At 67.8% G+C, this 26,367-nt stretch carries 26 protein-coding genes; 7 read left to right on the top strand and 19 right to left on the bottom strand.

The genetic code is table 11. From position 1 onward, the window contains the following. The first annotated feature begins 6 nt into the window (after nucleotides 1-6). Nucleotides 7-498 (top strand): dihydrofolate reductase, encoded by a 492-nt coding sequence (locus tag NJD74_RS10820; RefSeq protein WP_319624178.1) that lies wholly within the window; start codon nucleotides 7-9, stop codon nucleotides 496-498. A gap of 43 nt (nucleotides 499-541) precedes the next feature. Here the strand turns inward: NJD74_RS10820 and NJD74_RS10815 are convergent, their stop codons facing one another. From NJD74_RS10815 to NJD74_RS10775, 9 genes are all read right to left on the bottom strand, one after another. After that, nucleotides 542-1,567: a symmetrical bis(5'-nucleosyl)-tetraphosphatase gene (locus NJD74_RS10815; RefSeq protein ID WP_319624177.1), complete on the bottom strand. Its 1,026-nt coding sequence runs from the start codon at nucleotides 1,565-1,567 to the stop codon at nucleotides 542-544. Nucleotides 1,568-1,580: 13 nt separating this feature from the next. After that, complete coding sequence (gene apaG / locus NJD74_RS10810; RefSeq protein WP_046272001.1) at nucleotides 1,581-1,964, bottom strand: Co2+/Mg2+ efflux protein ApaG; 384 nt, start codon at nucleotides 1,962-1,964, stop codon at nucleotides 1,581-1,583. 120 nt (nucleotides 1,965-2,084) lie between these two features. Next, nucleotides 2,085-2,921: a 16S rRNA (adenine(1518)-N(6)/adenine(1519)-N(6))-dimethyltransferase RsmA gene (rsmA, locus tag NJD74_RS10805; RefSeq protein ID WP_019182429.1), complete on the bottom strand. Its 837-nt coding sequence runs from the start codon at nucleotides 2,919-2,921 to the stop codon at nucleotides 2,085-2,087. Next, the gene (pdxA, locus tag NJD74_RS10800; RefSeq protein WP_319624176.1) at nucleotides 2,918-3,898 is read right to left on the bottom strand and encodes a 4-hydroxythreonine-4-phosphate dehydrogenase PdxA; all 981 of its coding nucleotides are present in this window, start codon (nucleotides 3,896-3,898) and stop codon (nucleotides 2,918-2,920) included. Before pdxA ends, rsmA begins: the two co-directional genes overlap by 4 nt. A gap of 3 nt (nucleotides 3,899-3,901) precedes the next feature. Then, nucleotides 3,902-5,248, bottom strand: coding sequence for a peptidylprolyl isomerase (locus NJD74_RS10795; protein ID WP_019182427.1), 1,347 nt, complete (start codon nucleotides 5,246-5,248; stop codon nucleotides 3,902-3,904). Next, nucleotides 5,245-7,698 carry an LPS-assembly protein LptD gene (gene lptD, locus NJD74_RS10790; protein WP_019182426.1) on the bottom strand — a complete coding sequence of 818 codons (2,454 nt, stop codon included), beginning with the start codon at nucleotides 7,696-7,698 and terminating at the stop codon, nucleotides 5,245-5,247. The genes NJD74_RS10795 and lptD overlap by 4 nt, the downstream gene beginning before the upstream one ends. A 116-nt stretch (nucleotides 7,699-7,814) precedes the next feature. Then, nucleotides 7,815-8,726: a histone deacetylase family protein gene (locus NJD74_RS10785; RefSeq protein ID WP_019182425.1), complete on the bottom strand. Its 912-nt coding sequence runs from the start codon at nucleotides 8,724-8,726 to the stop codon at nucleotides 7,815-7,817. Between the two features lie 34 nt (nucleotides 8,727-8,760). Further along, nucleotides 8,761-9,315, bottom strand: coding sequence for a cob(I)yrinic acid a,c-diamide adenosyltransferase (locus NJD74_RS10780; protein ID WP_046271996.1), 555 nt, complete (start codon nucleotides 9,313-9,315; stop codon nucleotides 8,761-8,763). An 18-nt stretch (nucleotides 9,316-9,333) separates the two neighbouring features. Beyond that, nucleotides 9,334-9,918 (bottom strand): hypothetical protein, encoded by a 585-nt coding sequence (locus tag NJD74_RS10775; protein ID WP_319624175.1) that lies wholly within the window; start codon nucleotides 9,916-9,918, stop codon nucleotides 9,334-9,336. A gap of 94 nt (nucleotides 9,919-10,012) precedes the next feature. Here NJD74_RS10775 and ubiH point away from each other — a divergent pair, with 94 nt between their 5' ends. Further along, nucleotides 10,013-11,218, top strand: a complete 1,206-nt coding sequence (gene ubiH, locus NJD74_RS10770) for a 2-octaprenyl-6-methoxyphenyl hydroxylase (RefSeq protein WP_070471479.1) — start codon at nucleotides 10,013-10,015, stop codon at nucleotides 11,216-11,218. Beyond that, on the top strand, nucleotides 11,215-12,390 hold the full coding sequence (locus NJD74_RS10765; protein ID WP_319624174.1) for a UbiH/UbiF family hydroxylase: 1,176 nt from the start codon (nucleotides 11,215-11,217) through the stop codon (nucleotides 12,388-12,390). The genes ubiH and NJD74_RS10765 overlap by 4 nt, the downstream gene beginning before the upstream one ends. A 9-nt stretch (nucleotides 12,391-12,399) precedes the next feature. Here the strand turns inward: NJD74_RS10765 and NJD74_RS10760 are convergent, their stop codons facing one another. From NJD74_RS10760 to NJD74_RS10745, 4 genes are all read right to left on the bottom strand, one after another. After that, the gene (locus NJD74_RS10760; protein WP_046271995.1) at nucleotides 12,400-12,795 is read right to left on the bottom strand and encodes a hypothetical protein; all 396 of its coding nucleotides are present in this window, start codon (nucleotides 12,793-12,795) and stop codon (nucleotides 12,400-12,402) included. Between the two features lie 113 nt (nucleotides 12,796-12,908). Further along, the gene (gene rlmM, locus NJD74_RS10755; RefSeq protein WP_046271994.1) at nucleotides 12,909-13,955 is read right to left on the bottom strand and encodes a 23S rRNA (cytidine(2498)-2'-O)-methyltransferase RlmM; all 1,047 of its coding nucleotides are present in this window, start codon (nucleotides 13,953-13,955) and stop codon (nucleotides 12,909-12,911) included. A 24-nt stretch (nucleotides 13,956-13,979) separates the two neighbouring features. Then, nucleotides 13,980-14,540 (bottom strand): nucleoside deaminase, encoded by a 561-nt coding sequence (locus NJD74_RS10750; protein ID WP_019182418.1) that lies wholly within the window; start codon nucleotides 14,538-14,540, stop codon nucleotides 13,980-13,982. Nucleotides 14,541-14,742: 202 nt separating this feature from the next. After that, the gene (locus NJD74_RS10745) at nucleotides 14,743-16,491 is read right to left on the bottom strand and encodes a glutamine--tRNA ligase/YqeY domain fusion protein (protein WP_102789559.1); all 1,749 of its coding nucleotides are present in this window, start codon (nucleotides 16,489-16,491) and stop codon (nucleotides 14,743-14,745) included. 145 nt (nucleotides 16,492-16,636) lie between these two features. Between NJD74_RS10745 and NJD74_RS10740 the strand changes: the two genes are divergently transcribed. After that, complete coding sequence (locus NJD74_RS10740) at nucleotides 16,637-16,903, top strand: DUF2007 domain-containing protein (RefSeq protein WP_019182416.1); 267 nt, start codon at nucleotides 16,637-16,639, stop codon at nucleotides 16,901-16,903. A 30-nt stretch (nucleotides 16,904-16,933) separates the two neighbouring features. Beyond that, nucleotides 16,934-17,587: a peptide-methionine (S)-S-oxide reductase MsrA gene (gene msrA, locus NJD74_RS10735; RefSeq protein WP_319624273.1), complete on the top strand. Its 654-nt coding sequence runs from the start codon at nucleotides 16,934-16,936 to the stop codon at nucleotides 17,585-17,587. A gap of 218 nt (nucleotides 17,588-17,805) precedes the next feature. On the opposite strand, the gene NJD74_RS10730 is transcribed toward msrA, so the two are convergent. The 5 genes from NJD74_RS10730 to ahpC form a co-directional block, all read right to left on the bottom strand. Beyond that, nucleotides 17,806-18,768, bottom strand: coding sequence for a transaldolase (locus NJD74_RS10730; protein ID WP_046271992.1), 963 nt, complete (start codon nucleotides 18,766-18,768; stop codon nucleotides 17,806-17,808). A 54-nt stretch (nucleotides 18,769-18,822) separates the two neighbouring features. Then, the gene (gene rnk / locus NJD74_RS10725; RefSeq protein ID WP_019182413.1) at nucleotides 18,823-19,230 is read right to left on the bottom strand and encodes a nucleoside diphosphate kinase regulator; all 408 of its coding nucleotides are present in this window, start codon (nucleotides 19,228-19,230) and stop codon (nucleotides 18,823-18,825) included. A gap of 138 nt (nucleotides 19,231-19,368) precedes the next feature. Further along, nucleotides 19,369-20,325, bottom strand: coding sequence for a DNA-binding transcriptional regulator OxyR (gene oxyR, locus NJD74_RS10720; RefSeq protein ID WP_019182412.1), 957 nt, complete (start codon nucleotides 20,323-20,325; stop codon nucleotides 19,369-19,371). A 91-nt stretch (nucleotides 20,326-20,416) separates the two neighbouring features. After that, nucleotides 20,417-22,009, bottom strand: a complete 1,593-nt coding sequence (ahpF, locus tag NJD74_RS10715; protein ID WP_070471484.1) for an alkyl hydroperoxide reductase subunit F — start codon at nucleotides 22,007-22,009, stop codon at nucleotides 20,417-20,419. 151 nt (nucleotides 22,010-22,160) lie between these two features. Continuing rightward, nucleotides 22,161-22,724, bottom strand: a complete 564-nt coding sequence (gene ahpC, locus NJD74_RS10710; protein WP_019182410.1) for an alkyl hydroperoxide reductase subunit C — start codon at nucleotides 22,722-22,724, stop codon at nucleotides 22,161-22,163. Between the two features lie 428 nt (nucleotides 22,725-23,152). Here ahpC and prmC point away from each other — a divergent pair, with 428 nt between their 5' ends. Together prmC and pip are read left to right on the top strand one after the other, a co-directional pair. Then, on the top strand, nucleotides 23,153-24,001 hold the full coding sequence (gene prmC, locus NJD74_RS10705) for a peptide chain release factor N(5)-glutamine methyltransferase (protein WP_319624173.1): 849 nt from the start codon (nucleotides 23,153-23,155) through the stop codon (nucleotides 23,999-24,001). A gap of 100 nt (nucleotides 24,002-24,101) precedes the next feature. Continuing rightward, nucleotides 24,102-25,046: a prolyl aminopeptidase gene (gene pip, locus NJD74_RS10700; protein ID WP_019182408.1), complete on the top strand. Its 945-nt coding sequence runs from the start codon at nucleotides 24,102-24,104 to the stop codon at nucleotides 25,044-25,046. A gap of 138 nt (nucleotides 25,047-25,184) precedes the next feature. On the opposite strand, the gene NJD74_RS10695 is transcribed toward pip, so the two are convergent. Next, on the bottom strand, nucleotides 25,185-26,072 hold the full coding sequence (locus NJD74_RS10695; RefSeq protein ID WP_070471486.1) for a LysR family transcriptional regulator: 888 nt from the start codon (nucleotides 26,070-26,072) through the stop codon (nucleotides 25,185-25,187). Nucleotides 26,073-26,367: the final 295 nt, after the last annotated feature.

Raw genomic sequence — 26,367 nt, 5'->3', positions numbered from 1 at the left:
CCGCGCATGAAGCTCTCGTTGATCGCTGCGCTCGACACCGAGCACGGTATCGGTCGTGACAACGACCTGCCGTGGAAGCTGCCGGATGATCTCAAGCGCTTCAAGGCGCTGACCGTCGGCAAGCCGATCCTGATGGGGCGCAGGACCGCACAGTCGCTCGGTCGCGCCCTGCCGGGCCGCCTGAACCTGGTGCTGACCCGCAGTGGCCAGGTGCCGTTCGAGGGCATGCAGGCGGTGGCTTCGATCGAGCAGGCGCTGCAGGCTGCAGGCGATGCGGGCGCACAAGAGCTGTGCGTCATTGGTGGCGGCGAAATCTATCGCCTGGCCATGGACCAGGCCACCGATCTGCACCTGACCTGGGTGCACACCACCGTCCCGGCCGATACCCACTTCCCGCCGGTCGATCCGGCGCTATGGGTGGAAGTGGCGCGGGAACACCACGCGGCCGACGAGCGGCACGCGTTCGCGTTCGATTTCGTGGATTACCGCCGCGCCTGAGCCGGCGGTGCAGGCAGGCCGGTCGTGTTGACCGGCCTGCGGCTCAGTCCGCGTCGCTGGTGACGTCGCTGTGCTGCGGATGCGGCTGTGTGCTTTGTGCGGGCCTGGTGCCGCCGCCTTGGCGGCCTTGGCCGCCAAGGCCACGGTCGCGCCCCTGGCCCTGGCCCTGGCGCGGCGGGCGCCCGTTCGGCGGCGTGCCTTCGGCGGCCGGCCGGCGTGCCGGCGGACGCGGCGCGGAGACCGGCTTGGGCACATCGCGGCCCGGCACCTGCACCACGCGCAGCTCGTCGGTATCCAGCTGAAGGGCGGTGAGCTTGCCCCCCCAGACCGCGCCGGTATCGATGGCGTGCACGCCCTGGGTGATGGTCAGGCCCAGGGCGGACCAGTGCCCGCAGACGATCTTCAGATCGCGCTCGGCGCGGCCCGGCACTTCGAACCAGGGATACAGCCCCTGCTCCTGCGTACCCGGCGTGCCTTTGTCCTCGATCCCGATCCGGCCACGCGGCGTGCAGTAGCGCATGCGGGTGAACAGATTGATGATCGCGCGGGAGCGGTCGTAGCCGGCCAGGCCGGGCGACCAGCTCGGCTTGTCGCCGTACATGTTGCGGAACAGCTTGCGGTAGCCGCTGCCATGCAGCTGCTGCTCGACCTCGCGGGCGTGCTTCTCGGCCAGCTGGGTGGTCCATTTCGGGGCCAGGCCGGCGTGGATCATCATCCAGCCCAGCTCACGGTCCACATGGGCCAGCTTCTGCATGCGCAGCCATTCCAACAGCTCGTCGCGGTCCTCGGCCTGCACGATGCGCAGCAGGTCCGGGTTGACCTTGCGCTGCTCTTCCTCGGTGCGTGCACCGACCGCGAGCAGCGACAGGTCATGGTTGCCCAGCACGATCACGCTGCTCTCGCGCAGCGAATGGACCAGGCGCAGGGTTTCCAGCGACTGCCCACCGCGGTTGACCAGGTCACCGCAGAACCACAGTTTGTCGACCGCGGGGTCGAAGTTGATCCTTTCCAGCAACCGCTGGGTGACGTCGTAGCAGCCCTGCAGGTCGCCGATGGCCCAGACACTCATGCGTGCGCCTCCATCAGTGCAGTGTGCGCGGAACGGTCAGGACGAACGGCGCGATGGGGGCGGCGAACTCGGTGCCGTCATCGGCCACCATGTCGTAGTGCCCCTGCATCGTGCCGTGCTCGGTCTCCAGCATGACACCGGAGGTGTAACGGAAGTCTTCACCGGGGCGCAGCCGCGGCTGCTCGCCGATCACCCCGTCGCCGTCGACCCGCTCGGTGCGGCCATTGGCATCGGTGATCCGCCAGTGGCGGGCCACCAGGCGTGCGGCGACGCGCCCCTGGTTGAGGATGCGGATCGTGTAGGCGAACGCGTAGCGCCCGTCCTCCGGCGTGGACTGGTCATCGAGGAAGCGGGGGGCGACCTCGACGGAGATCGCGTAATTTGCAGCGTCGTTCATGCAGGCAGTGTAGTAAAAGTTGTGCACGATGAGATGAGTGCTGCCCGGCTGGCAGCGCCCCGTCATGAAGGTCAGGCGGTTCCACGTGCGCGCGGCGCCCGGGGGCCGCGGGCGAGGCGCTCATCCCTGCGCGGCGTCGTCACCGTCGGTGTACGGCACGTTCGCCAGCGCGATGAACTGCGCCACGTCCAGCTGCTCGGCACGGGCATCGCTGCGCACCCCGGCTGCTTCGAACTGCTCGGGCGTGCATACGTTCTGCAGTGCATTGCGCAGCGTCTTGCGGCGCTGCCCGAAGGCGGCCTTGACCACGTGGGCAAATCGCTTGCGGTCCAGGATGCCGACCGTGGCCGGATCGCGCGGGACCAGCCGCACCACGGCCGAATCGACCTTCGGCGGCGGCCGGAACGCACCCGGCGGCACCACGAACAGCGAGGTCACCTTGCAGAACGCCTGCAGCATCACGCTCAGCCGGCCGTAGACCTTGCTGCCCGGATCGGCGGCCATGCGGTCGACCACTTCCTTCTGCAGCATGAAGTGCATGTCGGTGATCACCGCCGCGTGGTCCAGCGCATGGAACAGGATCGGCGAGGAGATGTTGTAGGGCAGGTTGCCGACCAGGCGGATCGGACTACCGGCGGCCAGCTCGGTGAAATCCACCTGCAGCACGTCGCGGTGGATGATGGTCATCTCGCCCAGCGGTTCGGCGGCGGCGGCCAGCGGCCCGACCAGGTCACGATCGAACTCGATCACGGTCAGTTTCGGGTGGCGGCGCAGCAGCGGCAGGGTGATGGCGCCCTGGCCCGGGCCGATTTCGACCAGGCGGTCGCCGTCTTTCGGGTTGACCGCCAGGACGATCTTGTCGATATAGCTGCGGTCGGCGAGGAAGTGCTGGCCGAGCTGCTTCTTGGCGGGGCCGGAGAAACCGGGCGCGCCGGAGGAGGAATACGAAGAAGTCATGGCACCAGTGTACGTTGGCGCGCCAGCCGGGCACACAGCGCGGTGGCAGCGAGGAGGCTGGAGGGGTCGGCGATGCCGCGGCCGGCCAGATCCAGGGCGGTGCCGTGGTCGACCGCGACGCGCGGGTAGGGCAGGCCCAGGGTGATGTTGACGGCCTGTTCGAAGCCGCTGTACTTGAGGACCGGCAGGCCCTGGTCGTGGTACATGGCCAGCACGGTGTCGAACCCGGCCAGCTTGGCCGGCAGGAAGGCGGTATCGGCCGGCAGCGGCCCGACCAGGTCCATGCCGCGGGCGCGCAGGCGCTCCAGCAGCGGAATGATCAGGTCCAGCTCCTCGCGGCCCAGGTGGCCGTCTTCGCCGGCGTGCGGGTTGAGCCCGAGCACGGCGATACGGGGCGAGGCCAGGCCGAAATCGCGCTGCAGGGCGTCGTGGACGATCTGCAGGGTCAAGGCCAGGCCATCGGCGGTGATCGCATCGGCCACCGACCGCAGCGGCAGGTGGGTGGTCGCCAGGGCGACCCGCACGATCTCGTTGGCCAGCATCATCACCACCGGGGTGCGGGCCTGGTCGGCCAGCAGTTCGGTGGTGCCGCTGTAGGCGATGCCGCCTTCATTGATGACCGCCTTGTGCACCGGGCCGGTGACCACGCCGGCCAGTTCACCGGTCAGGCAGGCCTGGCCGGCCTGGCGCAGGGCGCCGATCACCGCGCCGGCATTGGCCGGGTCGGGGGTGCCGAAACGGGATGGCACCGCATTGGGCACCACCCGCAACGGCAGATCGCCCGGCTGGCGGGCGATCGCGTCTTCAGGCAGGAGCTGCAGCGGCAGCGACAGCGCCGCGGCGGCGGCGTGCAGGGTATCCGGGTCGGCGAAGGCCAGCAGCCGGCAATCGGCGCGCGGCTGCTGGATCAGGCGGAGGCAGAGCTCCGGGCCGATCCCCGCCGGCTCGCCCGGTACCAGCGCGAGCTGCGGGAACATGGATCAGGACTGCGGCGGCGTGGTCGCCGCGGCACCCGGCGCATAGCCGCGCATGTCCACGTAGGCTTCGCCACGCAGTTCCTGCAGGAAGCGGTTGTACTCTTCCTCCAGCTTACGGCGGCCGATCGTTTCACGGATCTGGGCACGCTGGTTGTCGGTGGTGGCATCGGTCTGGCGCGTGGCAACGCGCTGGACGATATGCCAGCCGGCATCGGTGCGGAACGGCTGGCTCACGCCGCCGTCGGCCACGCCTTCGACCTGCTTGCCGAAGTCCGGGCCGAATGCATCGACCGGGAACCAGCCCAGATCGCCGCCCTGACCCTTGCTGTTGTTGTCTTCCGAGGATTCCTTGGCGACCGCGTCGAACTCGGCGCCACCGGCGATGCGGGCGCGCAGCGTGTCGATCTTGGCCTTGGCCGCGGCGTTGTCCTGCTGGTCGGTGATGCGGACCAGGATGTGACGGGCGTGGTACTCGGTGATGGTGTGACCGCCGGCGGCAGCCGCGCTGGCATCACGCACCTCCACCAGCTTCAGCAGCTGGAAGCCGCTGGGGCCACGCAGCGGACCGACCACGTCGCCGGTCTTCATTTCCTTCATCATCTGCGCGAAGGCATTGGGGATCTCATCCAGCGAACGCCAGCCCAGGTCGCCGCCTTCCAGCGCGTTCGGGCTGTCCGAATAACGGACAGCCGCGGCGTTGAAGTCGATCTCACCCTTGTCCAGCAGTGCCTTGACGCCATCGGCCTTCTTCTGGCCGGTGGTGATCTGCTCGGCGGTGGCACCTTCGGGCAGGCCGATCAGGATGTGGGCCAGGTGGTACTGGGTGCCCACGGTGGCCTGCTGCTTGAGCGCGCCGTCCACTTCGCCCTCGCTGACGGTGATGCGGCTCTGCGCGAAGCTCTGGCGCAGGCGCTGGACGGTGATCTCGTCACGCACCGAATTGCGGAAATCGTTGAAATCCAGACCGTCGCTGGCCAGACGCTGGCGCAGGGCATCCAGGGTGGAGCCGTTCTGCTGGGCGATGGCGTTGATGGCCTGGTTCAGTTCCTGGTCGCTGACCTTGATGCCGCTGCTCTCGGCACGCGCCACCTGCAGCTTGACCAGGACCAGACGCTCCAGCACCTGGCGGCTGAGCACATCATCGGGCGGCAGCTGGTTTTCGCGACCAGCGTACTGCGCCTTGATGTTCTGGACGGCACGGTCCAGTTCGCTCTGCAGCACGACGTCCTCATCGACGATCGCCGCGATGCGGTCCAGCGGCTGACTCTGCTGGGCCAGCACCTGCAACGGGGCCGTCGCGGAGGAGACCGCCAGCAGGGAGGCGAGGAGTACGGGAAGGGTCTTGGTCATGGGATCTGATTCGGATCGTAGTCGTCGCGGGCTGCACCGGTGTTGCTGGGCGGCACCAGATAGAGGTCGTCTCGGTAGTACCCGAGAATAGCACGGCGCAAGGTGCGGTCCGTGTTCTGGCCGATGGAGCTCAGGCCCTTGAGCACGAACTCGATCTGGAAGGAGTTGTTGAGTTCACCCTCGCGGTTGCGCACGTAGCGGCGGGCAATGGCGCGAACGGCGAGGCAGCAGCTGTCCCACTGCACACCGCCGATGATTTCCAGCGGAGCGCGGTCCTGGATGGAGTAGTAATAGCGGCCGACCAGGCTCCAGCGCTCATTGAGCGGGTACAGGAAGGACAGGTCGGCCTGCTCCAGCAGGGTCCGGTCACGGCGGGTCGCCGTGGTCGAGGCCTGCGGATTCAGACGGCTGCGGTAGGTCAGATTGACGATGCCGTCGTTGGACATCAGGTAGCGCGCGCGCACGCTGGCCAGGTCCTCACGCTTGTACTTGGGGTCCCACTGGTAGGTGGCGCCCAGCGTCCAGCGGTCGTTGATCATGTAGTTCGTATCGGCGATCCAGGCCGACTTGCCCTGCTCGACCGGGGTTTCACTGCTGTTGAGCGTGACCCGCGAATCATCGAAGTACAGGATCTGGCCGATGCTGCCCGAGAAGCGCTCCTTACCGGTGTCCTGGTCGATGAAACGGGTGCTCACCGCCATGGTCAGCTGGTTGGCATCGTTCTGCCGATCGGCGCCGGAATAGCGCGAATCGCGGAACAGCTGGCCCCAGCTGAAGGTGAAGTCACGCGTATCGAACACCGGCAGATCGCTCTGGTCGCGGTACGGCGTGCGCAGGTAGAACAGGCGCGGTTCCAGGGTATGCAGGAAGCGGGTATCGCCGATTTTGGTCTCGCGATCGAAGAACAGGCCAGCGTCGATGGTGCCGATCGGCAGGCTGCGGCTTGGCGAAGTATTGCCGCGCAGCTGGTCGGGGGTCGCGGTGGCCGGATCGATACCGGCGGCGATCAGGTTCTGCCGGCGGATGTCGTCGGCCAGGCCGCGCTCCAGGTCGTACCCGGTGTAGCGGTAGGCCAGGGTCGGGGTGACGTACCAGGCCGCGCCACTGAAGGGCATGGAGACATATGGCTTCACGTCCAGGCGCGAACCGCCGTCCATGCTGCGTGACACGCCGGTGCGCTCGTACTCCTGGTCGGCGCCGAACTTCTCATGCACATCCAGGTGCGTGAAGTTGACGGCTTCGGCGTACACGCCGGTTTCCAGCCAGGGCAGCAGCGGCTTGTCCCAGTTGACGAACAGGCGCGGCTGGCGGGCGTAGGGCAGGGACGCTTCGGTCAGGGTGTAATCGGTGAGCTGCCAGTAATCGGCCATCAGGCCGCCGGTCCAGTTCTCGCCGGTGCCGTAGATGCCGATCTGGCTCTGCAGGTTGGAGGTGGTCACGCCGAGCAGCCGGTTGGAGAAATCCTCCAGATAGCGCTCATCGCTGACCCAGGCCAGGCTGGCACGGGCCTGCCAGTTGGCGTTGATGTTGTGGTACCCGCTGAACTCCACGCGGCCGCGATCCTTGTCGCGCAGCTTGTCGTTGGGCAGGTAGGCGGTCAGCAGTTCGCCGCGGCCACCGTCGTAGAGGTAGCGGAATTCGTTGTCGAGCATGAAGCCGCGCTTGCTCATGTAGCGCGGCATCAGGGTGTCGTCGAAGTTCGGCGCCAGGTTCAGATAGATCGGCTGGGTGTAATCGAAGCCGTTGCGCCCGGACAGGCCCACCTGCGGATAGAGGAGGCCGGTCTGGCGGCGATCATCGATCGGGAACTTGAAGTAGGGCGCCCACAGGATCGGCACCTTGCCGATCCGCAGCACCGCGTTGCGTGCGGTGCCGAAACCGGCGTCGTTATCGACCTCGATCTGCGGTGCCGACAGCTTCCATACCGGCTGCGAGGGATCGCAGGTGGTGTAGGTGGAGCGGTGCATCTGGCCGACCGCACCCTGCAGGTCGATCGACTCGGCGCCACCATTGCCGCGGCGGGACACCAGCTGATACTGGATATCGCTGATCTTGTGGGTGTCGCTTTCCTGGTTGCCCTCGGCGCGACGGGCCTTCATCCGGATCGAGGAGTCCTGGTAACGGACATTGCCCTCGGCGATGTAGTTGCCGCTTTCGGTATCGAAGCTCAGGTTGTCGGTGCCCAGGAACTGGTCGCCGCGCTTGAGCGCGACATTGCCCTGGTAGTTAGGCACCACGGAGGTACCGGTCAGTTGGTCGCCTTCGATGTCCGTCGGCTGCTGGTCACGCGTCGCGGCCGCGGCTTTGTCGGCCTTGGGCGCGTCGTCGAACACGGGCAGCACGTCGGTCACCGGGCACAGGCCCCAGTTCACCGGCTTGTCGTCGGCCAGGGCCGGCAGGCAGATGGCGATACTGAGGGGGAGGGGCAGCAGGCGGAGGGCTCGGCGCACGCGGTATCGGATTCGGACGAAAACGGATCGTAGCTTGCCCCATCCCTTGCATAGGGGCAATGAAGGTCCGGCCCAGGCAGGGGGCCGGGTTCATTCGCCGGGCGGCCCCGCGCGGCTCAGCGCAGCTGGCCGACGTGGGCCACGCTGCACTCGGCCAGGGCCTGCAGGTCGTAACCGCCCTCGAGCATGGAGACGATCCGGCCGGCCCCGTGGCGCCGGGCCAGGCCGCGCAGCTCGGTGGTGATCCAGGCGAAATCCTCGGTTTCCAGCATCAGGTCGGCCTGCGGATCGCGCATGTGCGCATCGAAGCCGGCCGAGATCAGCAGCAGTTGCGGGCGGAAATCATCGATGGCCGGCAGCATCTCATCGGCCCAGGTGTTGCGGAACCGGAAGCCGCCGCTGCCCGGCGGCAGCAGGATGTTCATCAGGTTGCCGGCCCCGCGGTCGCGGCGCAGGCCGGAGTTGGGGAACAGCCCGGCCTGGTGGGTGCTGTAGTAGGCCACGCCGGGATCGGCGATGAAGATGTCCTGGGTGCCGTTGCCGTGGTGCACATCGAAATCGACGATGGCGATCCGCTCCAGCCCGTAGCGGTCACGCGCGTAGGCCGCGGCGATGGCGATGTTGTTGAACAGACAGAAGCCCATGGCGGTGCTGGCGCTGGCGTGGTGGCCGGGCGGGCGCACCGCGCAGAAGGCGACCGGGTCGTCGCCGAGCATCACCGCATCCACCGCGGCGACGCCGGCACCGGCTGCATGCAGGGCCGCGCTGGCCGAGCCGGGCGAGGTCATGGTGTCCATGTCGATCAGGCGCAACGGCTCGGTCTGCGGCTTGAGCACCAGATCGATCAGTTCGCTGTCGTGGACCCGGGCCAGCTCGCCGAGCTTGGCGGGCGGTGCTTCGCGCCAGTCCAGCTGGTCCGGATAGGCCGCCTTCAGCGCATCAAGTACCCCCTGCAGGCGCGCCGGGCATTCGGGATGGCCGCGGCCGGGATCGTGTTGCAGACAGGCGGGGTGGGTGAAAACCAGCATGCGGGCAGGATATCCGGTGGGGCGGCGGGGCCGCTCAGGCGTGGCGGCGCTCGTGGCGCCAGAGCACCTCGCCGTGGCCGTCGGCACGGGCCAGTACGCGCGCAAGCACGAACAGCAGGTCCGACAGGCGGTTGAGGTAATGCAGCGCTTCCGGGCGGACCGTCTCCCGGCGCGCCAGGGTGACGGTCTCGCGCTCGGCGCGGCGCACGATGGTGCGGGCCAGGTGGCAGCGCGCGGCGGCTTCGCCACCGGCGGGCAGGATGAACTCCTTGAGCACCGGCAGATCGGCGTTGTAGTGATCCAGCTGCTGCTCCAGGGCCTGGATGTCGGCCGCGTGGATGGCGGCATGGCCGGGGATGCACAGCTCGCCGCCCAGATCGAACAGCTGGTGCTGGATCACCGTCAGCAGGGTGCGCACATCGGGCGGCAGCGGCACCGCAAGCAGCACGCCCAGCGCCGAGTTGGCTTCATCGACGGTGCCGTAGGCGGCCACCCGGGCGTCGTCCTTGGCCACGCGACTGCCATCGCCCAGGCCGGTGCTGCCATCGTCACCGGTGCGCGTATAGATGCGGGACAAGCGGTTGCCCACGGTCGCCTCCGGCCGCGGTCAGCGCAGCACGTCGCGGCGCGCCTGCAGCAGCTTGCCGACCTGTTCGGTCGCCAGCTGCAGGGCGGCGGCCAGACCGACGTAGACCGCGGCGGTACGCAGGTAGGGCAGGAACCAGTCGCCGTAGTTCTTCGCCCAGCCGCTGAAGGTGGGCGTGGCGACGTTGTCGCTGGTCCAGTAGAAACCGCCCTGGGCGAACAGGTGGCAGACCGCCACCGCCGCGACCAGCAGCAGCGCGCCCTTGCCCAGTGCGGCCCAGCTGGCGCCGTGATAGCCGGCGCGCAGGAGCATGCCGCCGCTCCACATGGCGAAATAGGCCGGCAGCAGCATCCAGTAGCCCGGTGACACGCAGTAGTGCTGCCAGAAGTCCAGGCCGCTGCGGCGGATGACGATCCAGTCGACCAGCACCGCCACCGCCATCAGCAGCGGAAACGCCGCGCGGGTCCACGCGCGCAGGTAGAAGCCGCCGATGAAGAACACCGCCCAGGACGCATCCGGAATCGCCGCGAAATGGTTGACCCGCGTGGCCGCAATCAGCAGCACGAGCACGGACAGGACGAAGGCGCGGTGGGCAGTGGAGGTCATGGCGGTGACGGGTGGGGGCAGGCATTCATTCTAGCGCCTGCTGCGGCACCCCGCCGCACGCCGCCCGAACGGGCGAACCCTTATCATGGCGGGCATGAGTGAACGACATGATGTAGTGATCGTAGGCGGCGGGCTGGTCGGTGCCAGCCTGGCCATCGCCCTGGACCGTGCCGGCCGTGATGTCGGCCTGGTCGAGGCTTCGCCGCTGGGCACGCTGCCGGCAGTGTTCGACCAGCGCAACCTCAGCTTCGCGGCCGCCACCGTCAACGCACTGACCGCGCTGGGCGTAATGCAGAAGCTGGCTACTGCGCCCGGCCCGATCACCCGCATCCATGTCAGCCGCGCAGGCGATTTCGGCCGGGTGCAGATGGCGGCCGCGCAGTACCAGCGCCCGTGGTTCGGCCAGGTCGTGGTCGCCCGCGATTTCGGCCAGGCGCTGGAGGCGCGGCTGGACACGCTGGCCCACCTGACCCGCTATCGCCCGGCCCGGTTCGTGCGCCTGGGCGCCACGGTAGACGGGTATCGCCAGGTCTTCATCGCCGATGACAGCGGTGAGCGCTGCCTGCTGGCGCGCCTGGTGGTCGGTGCCGACGGCACCCGCAGCGGCGTGCGCGAGGCGCTGGGGATCGAGGTGGACGAGCATGATTTCGAGCAGACCCTGTTCGTCTCGCGGGTGCGCGCCGCACGTGCGCCGGACGGCACCGCGTACGAGCGCTTCACCGACACCGGCCCGACCGCGCTGTTGCCGCGTGGCGACCGCCACTTCGGTGCGGTGCACGGCGTTGCCCGCGAGCAGGCCGATGCGGTGATGGCGCTGGACGATGCGGCCTGGGTGAGCCGGCTGCAGGGGGCCATCGGCTGGCGTGCCGGCCGCCTGCTGGAGAGTGGGCCACGCAGCGCGTACCCCTTGATCCAGGTGTTGTCGCGCGCGCTGGTCGGTGAGCGCACGGTCCTGCTGGGCAATGCCGCGCAGACCATCCATCCGCTGGGCGCCCAGGGCTTCAACCTGGGCCTGCGCGATGCGCTGACCCTGGCCGAACTCGTGGCCGACGCCGACGATGCAGGCAGCGATGCGCTGCTGCGCGAACACGTGGCACGGCGTCTGGAGGACCGCGAGCAGACCATCGCCTTCTCCGGTGGGCTGGCGCGCCTGACCAGCAACCCGGCGCCGCTGATGCGGCCGCTGCGGTCGCTCGGCCTGCTGGCGGCACAGGCGACGCCGATGCAGTCGATGCTGGTGGGTGGCGCGATGGGCTTCCGCGGTCAGGTGCCGGCGCTGTGCCGCGGAGCCGGCCTGTGAGCCGGCGCCCGCAGGACGTGGTGGTGGTCGGCGGCGGCGTGGTCGGTGCGGCCTGCGCCCTGGCCTTGGCCGATGCCGGATTGACGGTGACGCTGGTCGAAGGCCGCGAGCCCGCCGCGTGGCAGCCGCAGCAGCCGGACCTGCGCGTGTATGCGTTCGCGCCGGACAATGCGCAGCTGCTGGCCGCGCTCGGCGTGTGGCCGGCGGTGAGCACGGCGCGGGCGTGTGCCTACCGCCGGATGCGGGTCTGGGATGCGGCCGGCGGCGATGAACTGCGCTTCGATGCGGACACGCTCGGCCGCGAACAATTGGGCTGGATCGTGGAAAACGATCTGCTGGTGGACCGCCTGTGGGCGGCGCTGCCGGCGGCCGGCGTGCAGCTGTGCTGCCCGGCGCGGGTGGAAGCCCTGGAGCAGGACGCCAACGGGGTGCGCCTGCGCCTGGATGACGGCCGCAGGCTCGAGGCGTCGCTGGCGATTGCCGCGGACGGGGCCGAATCCACCCTGCGCCGGCTGGCCGGGCTGGAGGTCACGCGCCAGGAGTACGGCCAGCGTGGCGTGGTCGCCTACGTGGATACCGAAAAAGCCAACGAAGCCACGGCCTGGCAGCGCTTCCTGGTGACCGGCCCGCTGGCGGTGCTGCCGATCGGCACGCACCGCAGCTCGATCGTGTGGACCCTGCCCGACGCCGAGGCCGAGCGCGTGCTGGCGCTGGATGATGCGGCGTTCGGTCGCGAGCTGACCAACGCCTTTGCCGGCCGCCTGGGCGCGATGACGCTGGCCTCCAGGCGCGCGGCCTTCCCGCTGCGCCGACAGCTGGCGACCGGTTACGTGGCCGGCCGCGTGCTCGCGCTGGGGGATGCGGCCCACGTGGTGCATCCGCTGGCCGGGCAGGGCGTCAATCTCGGCCTGCGTGATGTGGCTGCGTTGCGGGCAATGGTGCTGGCCGCACAGCAGCGCCGCCAGGACTGGATGTCACCGCACCGCCTGCAGCGCTGGGCGCGCGAGCGCCGCAGCGAGAACACCGTCGCTGCGTACAGCTTCGATGCGATCAATACGGTGTTCTCCAACGATGAAATGCACCTGACCCTGGCGCGCGGGCGCGCGCTGGGCTGCGCCGGCAAGCTGCCGCCGCTGGTGTCGATGTTCTGGAAGCGCGCCGCGGGGCTGTGACCCGCGCGCTCAGTCGATCAGCCAGCCGGCCAGGTCGGCGCGGTCCAGCTTGCCGCGCCGCTTCACGTCCAGCGCGTTGAACTCATCGGCCAGGGTCGGGTTGGCCTGCGCTTCGGCGCGGCTGATGAAGCCGTCGCCATCGACATCCAGCGCCGCGAACGCGATCCGGTACTGACCGACCACGCTCACCGGTTGCACCGAACGCACCGTTACCGCTGCTTCGCCGGCCGGCGCCGCCAGGGTGACCTGATGGGTCACCTCGCCCTGCGCGAGCGGCTGCGCGCGCACGCTCGCGGGGACCTCGCGCAGCGGTTCGCTGACCGCCGGTGACGGCGGGCGGACCTGGGCCAGGGCAAGCGTGGGCAGCAGCGTCAGCAGCAGGATGAGGTTTGATCGGCGTCGCATGGAATCTCCGTTCTTGACGTAGGGGCGCCGGGCGACCGGCGCGTGCTTCGATCATTGCCGCGCGGTGCGCGGCCAGCCGGGCATGGCCCGGCTCCACCGGCGGTGCGCGTGGGTCAGCGCAGCGGCGAGGCCAGCACCGTGATTTCTTCGCGGTCGTGGTACAGCTGCTTGGCGCGTAGATGCAGCGGCCTGCCGGCCTGTTCCTGGAACAGCTCCAGGCACATGCGGGTTTCATCCCAGCGCTTTTTCATCGGCAGCTTGAGGTTGAAGATCGCATGCTTGCACCAGCCCTCGCGGAACCAGGTGGCCATGCGTTCGGCCACGCGGCGGGGCTGTTCGACCATGTCGCAGACCATCCAGTCCAGCGGGGTCTCCGGCTGCCAATGGAAGCCATCGGCGCGCAGATGCTCAACCAGCCCGGTCTCCAGCACGTGCTCGCGCAGCGGGCCGTTGTCCACGCTGATCACCTTCAGGTGCTGGCGGGTCAATACCCAGGTCCAGCCGCCCGGCGCAGCGCCCAGGTCGGCCGCGCGCATGCCCGGCTTGACCAACAGTTCGCGCTCTTCGGGCGTCATCAGGGTGAGCAGGGCTTCATCGAGCTTCAGCGCCGAGCGCGAGGGCGCGTCGGGCAGCAGCTTCAGGCGTGGAATGCCCAGCGGCCAGGGCGCGCTGTCGCGGGTGTCGGCCACGCACACGAAGGCATGACGGCCATCCACGAACACGATGTGCAGGCGCGGCAGGCTGGTGTTCGGCTTGTCGGTCAGCAGGCCGGCCTTGCGCAGCGCCGGGCGCAGCGCATTGCCGAACGCGCGGGCCAGGCCGGCCAGCGGCTTGCCTTCGTCCGAGTCCGGATGTTCGACCCACATGTCGCCGAAGCGTTGCTGCCCCTGCAGGGCGGCGAGGATCGGGGTGATGCGGTCGGCAGCATCCAGCTGCGGCAGTTCGGCCAGCACCTGCAGCTTCTGCCGGGCGAAGATCAGCGAGCGCCAGGACAGGGCCTTGGACAGCGCCGCACCTTCGTCGGTGACGAACACCACGTAACCGTCATTGCGCTGGGTGCGCGCATAGCCGGCTACGTTGGCATAGGCCGCACGCTCGGACAGCTCGGCGGCCAGTTCCGGTTCAAACCCCTGGCGGCACAGACACAGCAGGCCGCTCATCGCATCGCGCCCGAAGCGCGGATATCAGTAATGGGCACCGTTGATCTCTCCGTACTGGCGCAGCACCGCGCGCGCGGCGTCGCGCTCGATGTCGCGCACGACCTCGATGCCACGCTTGTTGAGTTCGCCGATCCAGTCCGCCGGCAGCGGGCCTTCATCGAAGGGGGTCAGTTCTTCCACGTCCTGTGCGCTGGCACCGATCAGCAGCCGATCGATGCCGGCCCAGATGGTGGCGCCGTAGCACTGGCAGCACGGCTGCGAGGAGGTGGCCAGGGTGATCGGTGACAGCACATCGTTCAGGCGCGGGGTCTGCAGGCGCTGCTGGGCCAGCATGTAGGCCATGTTTTCGGCATGCGCCAGCGAGGTCGTATGCGGCACCACGCGGTTCACGCCGGCGGCGATCACGCGATGATCCGGCCCAAACACCACGGCGCCGAACGGGCCGCCGCTCTGTGCCTCGACATTCAGGCGCGACAGTTCAATCGCCAGCGCGACCTTGTCGGCGTCCTCGGGATAGACACGGCCCAGATCGATCTGGTCGTGGATCCAGGCGGGCAGGGTGAGATGGACTTGCGCGTACAGCATCGGGACATGAACCTCTTCAAAGATGGAGCAGCGGCAGTGTATCGGGCCGCGCCCGGGGATGCCGTGCCCGCGCTGAACGCGGCCACGCGCACGCCGGCGCAGGGCTGCGCCGGTCGCAGGGAATCTGGAGCGCAGGCCCTGCCGATGCAGGGCCGCGCCGGGGTCACGCGGTGGCCGGTGCCTGGCACCGGCCGGGTGCAGCTTACGCCGACCAGGTATCGCGCAGGGTCACGCTGCGGTTGAACACCGGCTTGGCGGCGGTGTGGTCGCGGCGGTCGGCCACGAAGTAGCCGGTCCGCTCGAACTGGAACGACTGTTCCGGCGCGGCGCTGGCTGCGGCCGGCTCGACATAGCCGGTGACGGTGCGGCGCGAGTCCGGATTGAGGTAATCGCGGTAGGTCCTGCCGTCGGTTTCGTCGTCCGGGTTCGGCACCGAGAACAGACGGTCGTACAGGCGGATCTCGGCCGGCACCGCATGCACGGCGCTGACCCAATGGATGGTGCCCTTGACCTTGCGGTTGGCGCCTTCCATGCCCGGGCGCGATTCCGGATCCAGCCAGCCGCGCAGTTCGGTGATGGTGCCGTCGGCGTCCTTGATCACCTCATCGCAGCGGATGATGCCGGCACCGCGCAGGCGCACTTCGCCACCCGGCACCAGGCGCTTCCATCCCTTGGGCGGAACCTCGGCGAAATCCTCGCGCTCGATCCACAGCTCGCGGGCGAACGGCACCTCGCGGGTACCGAAGGCCTCATCCTTGGGGTGATTGGAGAAGGTCAGGGTTTCTTCGTGGCCATCGGGCAGGTTGGTCAGCACCAGCTTGACCGGATCGACCACCGCCATGCGGCGCGCGGCGGCGCTGTCGAGGTCTTCGCGCAGCGCGCCTTCGAGCACGCTGAAATCGATCAGCGAATTCTGCTTGCTGATGCCCACGCGCTCGGCGAACAGGCGCATCGCCGCCGGGGTGTAGCCACGGCGACGCAGGCCCTGCAGGGTCGGCATGCGCGGGTCTTCCCAGCCATCCACCAGCTGCTCGGTGACCAGCGCCATCAGCTTGCGCTTGCTCATCACCGTGTAGTTGATGTTCAACCGCGAGAACTCGATCTGGCGCGGCTTGGCCGCCTCACGCGGCAGGCCGCGATCGACCAGCGGCTGGGTCAGCGCGTCGTTGTGGGCGAAATCGACGTTGTCCACGCACCAGTCGTACAGCGGGCGGTGGTCTTCGAACTCCAGCGTGCACAGCGAGTGGGTGATGCCCTCGATGGAATCGCCCAGTGCATGCGCGAAGTCGTACATCGGGTAGATCGGCCATGCATTGCCAGTGTTCTGGTGTTCAACGTGCTTGATCCGGTACAGGGCCGGGTCGCGCAGGTTGATGTTGCCGCTGGCCATGTCGATCTTGGCCCGTACGGTGCGCGCACCATCCGGGAACTCCCCCGCGCGCATGCGGCGGAACAGGTCCAGGTTTTCCTCGACGCTGCGGTCGCGGAACGGCGACGGGCGACCCGGCTCGGTCAGGGTGCCGCGGTAGGCACGCACTTCCTCGGCCGAGAGGTCGCACACATACGCCTTGCCATCGGTGATCAGCTTTTCGGCGGCCAGGTAGTACGCATCGAAATAATCCGAGGCATGGCGCAGCTCGTTCCACTCAAAGCCCAGCCAGCGCACATCGTCCTGGATCGCGGCCACGTACTCCGGGTCTTCCTTGGCCGGGTTGGTATCGTCGAAGCGCAGGTTGCACACGCCGTTGAACTCGCCGGCGATGCCGAAGTTCAGGCAGATCGACTTGGCGTGGCCGATGTGCAGGTAGCCGTTGGGCTCGGGCGGGAAGCGCGTCTTGATCGCGGCATGCTTGCCGCCGGCCAGGTCCTCGCGGACGATCTGACGGATGAAATCCCGTTTTTCCTGGGTTTCCGGAAGGGCGTCGGTGGGGGCGGCGGTAGACTCGGACATGATGCGCGGTCGCAGTTAAAAGGTAGAAAGACCAACAGTTTAGCCTGTCGCAAGGCGACAGGCTAAACGGGCAGGTGCCGGCCGTTGGTCGGCACACCTTCAGCCCCCGGGCGTATGCTGGCCCCATGCCCTCCGGAGCCCGCCCATGCACGTGATCTACCAGGCCGACAACCTGTTCGACGCCCATCTGGTCAAACACGCCCTGGAGGATGCGGGAATCCCCGCGTTCGTCTTCGGCGAATCCCTGCTGGGCGGCATGGGCGAACTCCCGTTGTTCGGCGTCCTGCGCGTGTGCGTCCCCGACCTGGCCCGTCCCGAAGCCGAAGACATCGTCGCCCAGCTGGACTTGGGCGCGGCCCCGGACGCCCCCATGTTCGATGGAGACGAAAGCGCCGGCCTGTTGCCGGCCTAGGAGAACGCCATGTTGGGTATTGGAAACGGTCTGTTGGGCATCGGCGCCTTCAAGCAGCGCCTGCCGCGCCCGGAAGAGGCGTTGCCGGGCCGGGAGCACCCGCTGCCACTGCTGCACAACCAGCATTACGTCAACAGCCACCCGCTGAAAGACAGCTTCACCGGCCTGGAGCGCATCCGCTTCGCCATGGGCTGCTTCTGGGGCGCTGAACGCAAATTCTGGACCATCCCCGGCGTCTACTCGACCTCGGTCGGTTACGCCGGCGGCGTCACCCCGAACCCCACCTACGAAGAAGTCTGCTCCGGCCTCACCGGGCACACCGAAATCGTCGAGGTCGTCTACGACCCCGCCATCGTCCCGCTTGAGCGCCTCCTCCAGGTCTTCTGGGAAAGTCACGACCCCACCCAGGGCATGCGCCAGGGCAACGATACCGGCACCCAGTACCGCTCCGCGCTCCATGCCACCACCCAGGCCCAGCTCGACGCCGCCCTGGCCAGCCGTGATGCCTACCAGCAGCGCCTGAACGACAGCGGCTACGGCGCGATCACCACCGATATCGTCTTCCCGGCGCCCGAGTACTACTACGCCGAGGATGACCACCAGCAGTACCTCGCCAAGAACCCCAACGGCTACTGCGGCATCGGCGGCACCGGCGTCAGCTGCCCCATCGGCGTGGACGCCTGATAGCGGAGGAAGCCGACCAACGGTCGGCTCTACCAGATTCGTCACCTGCGTTTCGCACCATTGCTCGACGCTCCTTGCCCGTGCTCTTCCCAACGCACCCACACCGCGCCAACCCCAACGAAAGTGAGCCGTTGCCGTTGCCGTTGCCGTTGGCGCCAAAAACAAAAGGCCCCGCATGAGCGGGGCCTTTTGTCGTACAGCCAGCCAACCGCCAGCGCTTACAGGCGCTCGCGGATCGTCTGGCGCAACGCCTCCAGATCCTTGGCGAACGCATCGATACCGCTTGCCAGCTTCTCCGTCGCCATCGGGTCGGCGGCGAGATCCGCCGCGAAGCGCGCCGCATCGATCGGTGTCACCTGCACCGGCTCGGCCGCACCGGCCACCAGCTTGCGCGGCAACTCGCCATGATCGGCGTCCAGCTTCTCCAGCAGGTCCGGCGAAATCGTCAGGCGATCGCAGCCGGCCAGCGCCTCGATCTGCGCCGTCGAACGGAACGAGGCACCCATCACCACCGTCGGCGAACCACGGCGCTTGAACTCGGCATACACGCCGCGCACGAACACCACGCCCGGGTCTTCATCGATGCTTGCCGGCGCCTGCCCGTTGGCCACATACCAATCCAGGATGCGGCCCACGAACGGCGAAATCAGGAATGCACCGGCCTCACTGCAGGCCAGCGCCTGGGTGGGATTGAAGATCAACGTCAGGTTGCAGTCGATCCCTTCGGCCTGCAGCTGACGTGCCGCTTCCACGCCTGCCCAGGTTGCTGCGATCTTGATCAGCACCTTGCTGCGCGGCACGCCGGCTGCCTCGTACATGGCGATGAACTGGCGCGCCTTGGCGACCGTCGCTGCGGTGTCGTGCGCCTGGTCGGCATCGACCTCGGTCGAGACCCGGCCCGGCACCAGGGTGCTGAGCAGGGTGCCCACGCCCACGGTCAGGCGATCGGCCACCGCGTGGACAACCGCCTCGCGCTCGCCACCCTGCTCGCGGCCCCAGGCCAGCGCGCTCTCGATGAGATCGGCGTACACCGGCAGGTCCAGCGCTTTCTTCACCAGGGTGGGATTGGTCGTGCAGTCGACCGGCTTCAAGCGCTTGATCGCCTCGTAATCGCCGGTATCGGCAACCACCACGGACAGATCACGCAGCTGGGAGAGTTTGGACAGCGAAACGGTGCTCATTGCAACTCCTGGGACGAAACGGTGGAACCTGCGCGACGACGCAGCAGGCGGGGGTCAGGCGTGGGGCTGGTGGTGGACGGCGGTCACCCGCAGGCGCAGCTTGCGGCCGCCCGGTGCCACCCAGTCCATGGTCTGGCCGATCGACAGGCCCAGCAGGGCGGTGCCCACCGGTGCGAGGATCGATACCTTGCCCTGTTCAACATCGGCCTCGCGCGGATAGACCAGCGTCAGAACGTGTTTTTCGTTCTGCAGCTCATCTTCGCACTCCACGCGCGAATGCATCATGACGGTGCCCTCGGGAACCTGGTCCGGCGCCACAACGGTCGCCCGGTTGAGTTCTTCGGCCAGGGCGATCCCGGCGGGGGTCTGGCTGACAGCGGGAGACTCGAGCATGGCGTCCAGGCGGTCCATGTCGTGGCTTGAAACAATGATGGAAGGGGGCAGTCCGCTGGAAGTGGACATGGTGTAGCTCCTTGCGTTTGTGGAAGACCCATGCAAAAAGGCGGCGCCTGCTGGCACCGCCTCGTCCTATTGTGCTGACAATCGTAGACGGATGCGACCCGTCCGGCGTATCGGCCCCGCCGGCCGGTTCAGCCAGGCTCAGCCAGCGCGTTGCAGCGGCGTGGCCGTGGCACCCGGAACGTCGGTGGACTCCAGCGCGAGCAGGCCCTGCGGCAGCCGTTTGAACTGCTGGGCCAGCTGTTCCAGGAACCCGGTCATCGCCGAACTGCGGCGCCAGGCCATCGCGATGCGGCGGCTGGGGCGGTCATCGCCGCTGAAGTCCAGCAGGCGGATGTTGTCCGAGCGCGGCACCGGGGGCTTGACCGAGAGCGTCGGCAGCAGGGTGATGCCCACATCGGCAGCCACCATCTGCCGCAGCGTCTCCAGGCTGGTGGCGCGGAACTCCGATTTCTCGTTGGCGCCAAACAACCGGCAGACGGCCAGCGCCTGGTCGCGCAGGCAGTGTCCATCCTCGAGCAGCAGCAGCTTCTGCGACGAGAGCTCCTGCACGTCCAGATGCTGGCGGCGGGCCAGCGGGTGCTGCTGGGAAACCGCCAGCAGGAAGGGCTCTTCGAACAGGAACTCGGCGTGCAGCTGGTCATCGTCCAGCGGCAGTGCCAGCAGGGCGGCATCGAGCTTGCCCTCGCGCAGCCGGGTCAGCAGCTCATCGCTCTTTTCCTCGACCAGCAGCAGTTCCAGCTGCGGGAAACGCTCGCGGATGTTGGGGATCACATGCGGCAGCAGATACGGGCCCAGCGTCGGGAAGATGCCGAGCCGGACGGTGCCGGCTTCGGGATCGCGGCTGCGCCGCGCGGCTTCCTTCATCTGCTCCACCTCGGCCACGATGGTGCGCGCGCGCGCGGCCGCTTCCACCCCGGCGGGGGTGAGCATGACCTTGCGCGGGGCACGTTCCACCAACGGCAACCCCAGCTCATCCTCGAGCTTGCGGATCTGGGTGGACAGGGTGGGCTGGCTGACGAAGCAGGCGGCGGCCGCCTTGCCGAAATGGCGGTGGTCGGCCAGCGCCACCAGATACTTCAAATCACGTAGGTTCATTTCCTTGGACCTCTTGCGGCAATGGACCGGGTGATGGCGTGGCTACCCAGCAGACAGACAAGGTTCCCGGCGAACCGGGAACCGAAACGTTTCAGGCAGCTTCGGCGACAGCGCCGCTGCTCTTGGGAACGGAGGTGCGGATCAGGTGATCAAAGGCGCTCAGTGCCGCAGTGGAACCGGCGCCCATCGCGATGACGATCTGCTTGTACGGAACGGTCGTGCAATCGCCTGCGGCGAAGACACCCGGCACGCTGGTCTGGCCGCGGTCGTCGATCAGGATCTCGCCACGCGGTGACAGCGCCACCGTGTCCTTCAACCATTCGGTATTGGGCAGAAGACCGATCTGCACGAAGATGCCTTCCAGTTCCACCCGGTGCGAATCGCCACCGACGCGGTCCTGGTAGACCAGGCCCGTCACCTTCTGGCCATCGCCCAGCACTTCCTGGGTGAGGGCGCTGGTGATGATGGTGACGTTGCCCAGGCTGCGAAGCTTCTTCTGCAGTACTTCATCGGCGCGCAGTTTGTCATCAAATTCCAGAAGGGTCACATGCGTCACAAGGCCCGCCAGATCGATCGCTGCTTCCACGCCGGAGTTGCCGCCACCGATCACCGCCACGCGCTTGCCCTTGAACAACGGACCGTCGCAATGCGGGCAGTACGCCACGCCCTTGTTGCGGTACTGATCTTCGCCGGGCACGTTCATCTGGCGCCACCGTGCACCGGTGGAAAGGATCACCGAACGCGATTTCAGCGATGCACCGTTTTCCAGTTTGATTTCGACCAGGCCATCATCGCCGGCGGGCACCAGGGCGGTGGCGCGCTGCAGGTTCATGATGTCCACCTCGTACTCGCGCACGTGCTGTTCCAGCGCGGCGGCCAGCTTTGGACCTTCAGTTTCCTTGACCGAGATGAAGTTCTCGATCGCCATGGTGTCCAGCACCTGGCCACCGAAGCGTTCGGCGGCCACGCCGGTGCGGATGCCCTTGCGTGCGGCGTAGATCGCTGCCGCTGCGCCGGCCGGACCACCCCCCACCACCAGCACGTCGAACGGTGCCTTGGTGCTGAGCTTTTCGGCATCGCGCTTGGCCGCGCCGGTATCGAGCTTGGCCACGATCTGTTCCAGCGTCATGCGGCCCTGGTCGAACACTTCGCCGTTGAGGTACACGGTCGGTACGGACATGATCTGGCGCGCTTCCACCTCGGCCGGGAACAGGCCGCCATCGATCGCCACGTGCTGGATGCGCGGATTCAGCACCGCCGCCAGGTTCAATGCCTGCACCACGTCCGGGCAGTTCTGGCAGGACAGCGAGAAGTAGGTTTCGAAGCGGTACTCGCCTTCCAGGTTGCGCACCTGCTCGATCAGCTCGGCCGTGGCCTTGGACGGGTGGCCGCCAACCTGCAGCAGGGCCAGCACCAGCGAGGTGAACTCATGGCCCATCGGCAGGCCCGCGAACACCAGATGGATGTCCTGGCCGGGCGTGGTCAGCGCGAAAGAGGGCGTGCGCTCGCTGCTGTCGCGACGCACGTCCAGGCTGATCTGCGCCGACAGCGTGGTCAGCGTGTTGAGCAGCTCGAGCATCTCCTGCGACTTGGCGCCGTCATCCACGTGCGCCGTGATCTGGATCGGACGGGTGACACGTTCCAGATAGGTCTTCAGCTGGGACTGGAGGTTGGCATCCAACATCGAAAAACTCCTTGATTCAGGCAAGGGAACAGCGTCGACGAACCCCGCGGGTGCATCTGCGCGACATGGGGGTGAACCGAAACCGGCGCGTGGGGCACCGGCTTGGGTTCACCCCCATCCCCGGCGGGCGGGGATGGGGATGGGATACGGCTTAGATCTTGCCGACCAGGTCCAGCGACGGGGTCAGGGTCTTCTCGCCTTCCTTCCACTTGGCCGGGCAGACCTGATTCGGGTTGGCGGCGGTGAACTGGGCAGCCTTCAGCTTGCGCAGGGTCTCGGAGACGTCACGGGCGATCTCGTTGGAGTGGATCTCCAGGGTCTTGATCACGCCTTCCGGGTTGATGATGAAGGTGCCGCGCAGGGCCAGGCCTTCTTCTTCGATGTGCACGCCGAAGGCGCGGGTCAGCTGGTGGGTCGGATCGCCGACCAGCGGGAACTGGGCCTTGCCGACGGCCGGCGAGGTTTCGTGCCACACCTTGTGCGAGAAGTGCGTGTCGGTGGTGACGATGTAGACCTCGGCGCCAGCCTTCTGGAACTCGGCGTAATGGTCGGCGGCGTCTTCAATCTCGGTCGGGCAGTTGAAGGTGAACGCGGCCGGCATGAAGATCAGCACGGACCAGTGACCCTTCAGGGTGCTGTCGGAGACCTTGATGAACTCGCCGTTCTGGTAGGCGTTGGCTTCGAACGGCTGGATCTGGGTGTTGATGAGCGACATCGTTGTTCCTCTTGGTGAAGGGGGTGGGTGAAGCGACCAACACAGGTTAGCGGCTTCGTTCCCATAAGGACAATCCATTGATTGCATCTATGCGATAGTCATAGGCTATCAAAAGGGTCTGATCCTGCGATGAATGGTGATGGCCATGGCCGTCAAAAACGTTGCAGCGCAATGACCAGCGGGCGGTGGCGGGTGATCGCTTCAATAGCTTCTGCATATGCGCCGCGGTGGGAACCTGAACGGCGCGGGGCGCCTCAGTGCCGGAACGCCCGGTTTTCCCACGGAATTTGATAGCGGCTACGAATCTATATATGTAGTGGCGATGCGTAGTTTCAATCGCGTTGCTGCCGCCGAAGGCCCCTGGCGCACGCCTGGCCGACCGCTGCCGGTGCACTACACTGCGCGCCCCGACGTTGCTCCGATCCGCCATGACTGCCGCCCCGCCAGACGTCCGCCAGCTGCTCGCCGATGCCGCCACCCGCCTGCCCGGTGTGGAGGGCAGGCACGACGCCGAACTGCTGCTGCTGCAGGTGCTGGAGCGTGAGCGCAGCTGGTTGTTCGCCCACGCCACCGATCCGGTCGCCCCCGCGCAGGTGGCCGCGTTCGAGGCCCTGCTCGCCAAGCGCCTCGCCGGCGAACCGGTGGCCTACCTGCTGGGCCGCCGCGGCTTCTGGACCCTGGACCTGGAGGTCAGCCCGGCCACCCTGATCCCGCGCCCGGAGACCGAACTGCTGGTCGAGCTGGCGCTGGCGCGGTTGCCCGCGGATACCCCGCTGCGGGTCGCGGATCTGGGCACCGGCAGCGGCGCGATCGCGCTGGCCCTGGCCAGCGAGCGGCCGTTGGCGCAGGTGATCGCGACCGACCTCAGTGAGGCGGCCCTGGCCGTGGCAGCGCGCAACGCGCAGCGCCACGCACTGGACAATGTCAGCTTCCGGCAGGGGGCGTGGTACGCGCCCCTGGCGGGCGAGCGCGTCGAGCTGATCGCCACCAACCCGCCGTACATCGCCAGCGACGACCCGCACCTGGCGCAGGGCGACCTGCGTTTCGAACCGGCCACCGCGCTGGCCTCCGGCCCCGATGGGCTGGACGACATCCGCCTGATCATCGACGGTGCGGCAGCGCACCTGCTTCCCGGCGGCTGGCTGCTGATCGAACACGGCTGGGACCAAGGTGACGCGATCCGCGCGCTGTTGCGGCAGGCCGGTTTCCAGTCGGTCGCCACCGAGCGCGACCTGGAGCAGCGCGACCGGGTGAGCCTGGGCTGTCTGGCGGCCTGACCGTGCCGGCCCCGCGCCCACCCCGGGGCTAGAATGACCTGTCCACCGGGCCGCCGCGCAGCGTGATGCGGCGACTGTCATTCCACATGGAGTTCCTGTCATGCGTACGCTGTATCCCGCCATCACCCCTTACGACGTCGGCACCCTGAAGGTCGATGACCGCCACACGCTGTATTTCGAGCAGTGCGGCAATCCCGATGGCAAGCCGGTGGTGATGCTGCACGGTGGCCCGGGCGGCGGCTGCAGCGACAAGATGCGCCAGTTCCACGACCCGGCCAAGTACCGGATCATCCTGTTCGACCAGCGCGGTGCCGGCCGTTCCACGCCGCATGCGGACCTGGTCGACAACACCACCTGGGATCTGGTGGCCGACATCGAGACGCTGCGCGAGCACCTCAAGGTGGATCGCTGGCAGGTGTTCGGCGGCAGTTGGGGCTCGACCCTGGCACTGGCCTACGCGCAGACCCACCCGCAGCGCGTGACCGAGCTGGTCCTGCGCGGCATCTTCATGCTGCGCCGCTGGGAGCTGGAATGGTTCTACCAGGAAGGCGCCAACCGCCTGTTCCCGGATGCGTGGGAGCACTACCTCAAGCCGATCCCGGCGGTGGAGCGCCACGACCTGATCTCGGCCTTCCATCGCCGCCTGACCAGCGATGACGAGGCCACCCGCCTGGCGGCGGCCAAGGCGTGGAGCGTATGGGAAGGGGCAACCAGCTTCCTGCACGTGGACGACGACTTCGTGAACAGCCACCAGGACCCGCAGTTCGCGCTGGCCTTCGCCCGCATCGAGAACCACTACTTCGTCAACGGCGGTTTCTTCGAGGTGGAAGACCAGCTGCTGCGCGACGCGCACCGCATCGCCGACATTCCGGGCGTGATCGTGCACGGCCGCTACGATGTGGTCTGCCCACTGCAAAGCGCGTGGGAACTGCACAAGGCGTGGCCGAAATCGACGCTGGAGATCAGCCCCGCCTCGGGTCATTCCGCGTTTGAAGCGGAGAATGTCGACGCGCTGGTGCGTGCGACCGATCGCTTCGCGGGTTGATGGAGACGTGCCGACCAACGGTCGGCACCTACCGGGTCACCCCCAGACGTCGCGCGGTGGATCACGACCGTTGGTCGTGATCGCCATCGCCCCGTGCACCATGCGGCAGATCACGACCGTTGGTCGTGATGCGGCGGGTTACCAATCACCGCCCAACAACGCTTCGGCCAACACCTGCAGCTTCGGTGAGGCCTGCCGCGAGGGCGGGTAGACCAGCGACAGCACCCGGCTGCGGCCTTCGAAGGGCTGCAGCACCCGCTGCAGCCGGCCGTCGGCCAACGCATCGGCCACCGCGAAATCCATCACCTGCACGATGCCGATCCCGGCCAGGGCGCCCTCGACCAGCGGGTCGCCGCTGTCGAACACCATCCGCGCCGGCGGGGTGAACTCGCGCAGCTGGCCATCGGCCTCGCGGAACTGCCAATCCACCAGCCGCCCGCTGCGCAGATTGCGCACCGCCAGGCAGGCGTGATCGTGCAGCGCATCCACGGTGGCCGGTTCCCCGTGCTGCGCGAGGTAGGCGGGGGAGGCGACGGTGACCCAGTTCAACGGCCGCAGGGGGCGCGCCACCATGCGCACATCGCTGATCGGCCCGGTGCGCAATGCGGCGTCGAAGCCTTCCTCGACCAGATCGACCAGCCGGTCGTTGAGCACCAGCTCGAACTGCAGTTGCGGGTGTGCCGCCATCAACTGCCCGGCCAGCGGCACCAGCACCTTGCGCCCGAACATCGACGGTGCCGTCAGTTTCAGCACGCCCGACGGCGTGGAGGGGCGATCACCCAGCCGACGCTCGGCATCCTCCAGCCCGCTCAGCAGCGGCGCGCAGTGCTCGACGAACTGGCGGCCATCCGGGGTCAGGCTGACGTTGCGGGTGTTGCGGTGAAGCAGGCGCACGCCAAGCGCGCTCTCCAGCCGCCCGATCGCGCGCGACAACCCGGATTGACTGATCCCCAGCTGACAGGCGGCGAGGGTGAAACTGCGCGCCTCTGCCACTTGCACCAGCATGCGCACGGCGTTGAGATCCATGACGTCCTCCGATTCATGCGGATATGCATGACAGATATCGAAGTATCCGGGTTTATTTATGAAGCGTCATCAATGAGACTGCCCACCTTCTTACGCAGTACCGAGTCGGCATGACCTCCCCCCTGTCTCCCGCTGGCGCGCCGGCGCCCGCATTTCCACGCCTCGCCCTGGCTCTTATCTCTTGCCGATCTGGCACTTTAGGTGCCGAGAGCCCGGCGTGGGCGACCGTGTGGCTCTAGGTCTTGCGACCGCTCGGTAGCTTGGGTCCCCACGCCGGTTTCTCCCTGATCCGCCC

It is taken from the genome of Stenotrophomonas sp. RG-453 (assembly GCF_033843685.1).
In the GTDB taxonomy this organism is placed as follows: Bacteria; Pseudomonadota; Gammaproteobacteria; order Xanthomonadales; family Xanthomonadaceae; genus Stenotrophomonas; species Stenotrophomonas bentonitica_A.
The sequence above is the reverse complement of the archived record's forward strand: the minus strand, read 5'-3'. Positions and strand labels throughout refer to the sequence as shown.

Excerpts from the sequence above, each read along its gene's own strand:
- NJD74_RS10820 (WP_319624178.1), top strand. The coding sequence starts at position 7 with ATGAAGCTCTCGTTGATCGCTGCGCTCGACACCGAGCACGGTATCGGT.
- NJD74_RS10815 (WP_319624177.1), bottom strand. The coding sequence starts at position 1,567 with ATGAGTGTCTGGGCCATCGGCGACCTGCAGGGCTGCTACGACGTCACC.
- apaG (WP_046272001.1), bottom strand. The coding sequence starts at position 1,964 with ATGAACGACGCTGCAAATTACGCGATCTCCGTCGAGGTCGCCCCCCGC.
- rsmA (WP_019182429.1), bottom strand. The coding sequence starts at position 2,921 with ATGACTTCTTCGTATTCCTCCTCCGGCGCGCCCGGTTTCTCCGGCCCC.
- pdxA (WP_319624176.1), bottom strand. The coding sequence starts at position 3,898 with ATGTTCCCGCAGCTCGCGCTGGTACCGGGCGAGCCGGCGGGGATCGGC.
- NJD74_RS10795 (WP_019182427.1), bottom strand. The coding sequence starts at position 5,248 with ATGACCAAGACCCTTCCCGTACTCCTCGCCTCCCTGCTGGCGGTCTCC.
- NJD74_RS10785 (WP_019182425.1), bottom strand. The coding sequence starts at position 8,726 with ATGCTGGTTTTCACCCACCCCGCCTGTCTGCAACACGATCCCGGCCGC.
- NJD74_RS10775 (WP_319624175.1), bottom strand. The coding sequence starts at position 9,918 with ATGACCTCCACTGCCCACCGCGCCTTCGTCCTGTCCGTGCTCGTGCTG.
- ubiH (WP_070471479.1), top strand. The coding sequence starts at position 10,013 with ATGAGTGAACGACATGATGTAGTGATCGTAGGCGGCGGGCTGGTCGGT.
- NJD74_RS10760 (WP_046271995.1), bottom strand. The coding sequence starts at position 12,795 with ATGCGACGCCGATCAAACCTCATCCTGCTGCTGACGCTGCTGCCCACG.
- rlmM (WP_046271994.1), bottom strand. The coding sequence starts at position 13,955 with ATGAGCGGCCTGCTGTGTCTGTGCCGCCAGGGGTTTGAACCGGAACTG.
- NJD74_RS10750 (WP_019182418.1), bottom strand. The coding sequence starts at position 14,540 with ATGCTGTACGCGCAAGTCCATCTCACCCTGCCCGCCTGGATCCACGAC.
- NJD74_RS10745 (WP_102789559.1), bottom strand. The coding sequence starts at position 16,491 with ATGTCCGAGTCTACCGCCGCCCCCACCGACGCCCTTCCGGAAACCCAG.
- NJD74_RS10740 (WP_019182416.1), top strand. The coding sequence starts at position 16,637 with ATGCACGTGATCTACCAGGCCGACAACCTGTTCGACGCCCATCTGGTC.
- NJD74_RS10730 (WP_046271992.1), bottom strand. The coding sequence starts at position 18,768 with ATGAGCACCGTTTCGCTGTCCAAACTCTCCCAGCTGCGTGATCTGTCC.
- rnk (WP_019182413.1), bottom strand. The coding sequence starts at position 19,230 with ATGTCCACTTCCAGCGGACTGCCCCCTTCCATCATTGTTTCAAGCCAC.
- oxyR (WP_019182412.1), bottom strand. The coding sequence starts at position 20,325 with ATGAACCTACGTGATTTGAAGTATCTGGTGGCGCTGGCCGACCACCGC.
- ahpF (WP_070471484.1), bottom strand. The coding sequence starts at position 22,009 with ATGTTGGATGCCAACCTCCAGTCCCAGCTGAAGACCTATCTGGAACGT.
- ahpC (WP_019182410.1), bottom strand. The coding sequence starts at position 22,724 with ATGTCGCTCATCAACACCCAGATCCAGCCGTTCGAAGCCAACGCCTAC.
- prmC (WP_319624173.1), top strand. The coding sequence starts at position 23,153 with ATGACTGCCGCCCCGCCAGACGTCCGCCAGCTGCTCGCCGATGCCGCC.
- pip (WP_019182408.1), top strand. The coding sequence starts at position 24,102 with ATGCGTACGCTGTATCCCGCCATCACCCCTTACGACGTCGGCACCCTG.
- NJD74_RS10695 (WP_070471486.1), bottom strand. The coding sequence starts at position 26,072 with ATGGATCTCAACGCCGTGCGCATGCTGGTGCAAGTGGCAGAGGCGCGC.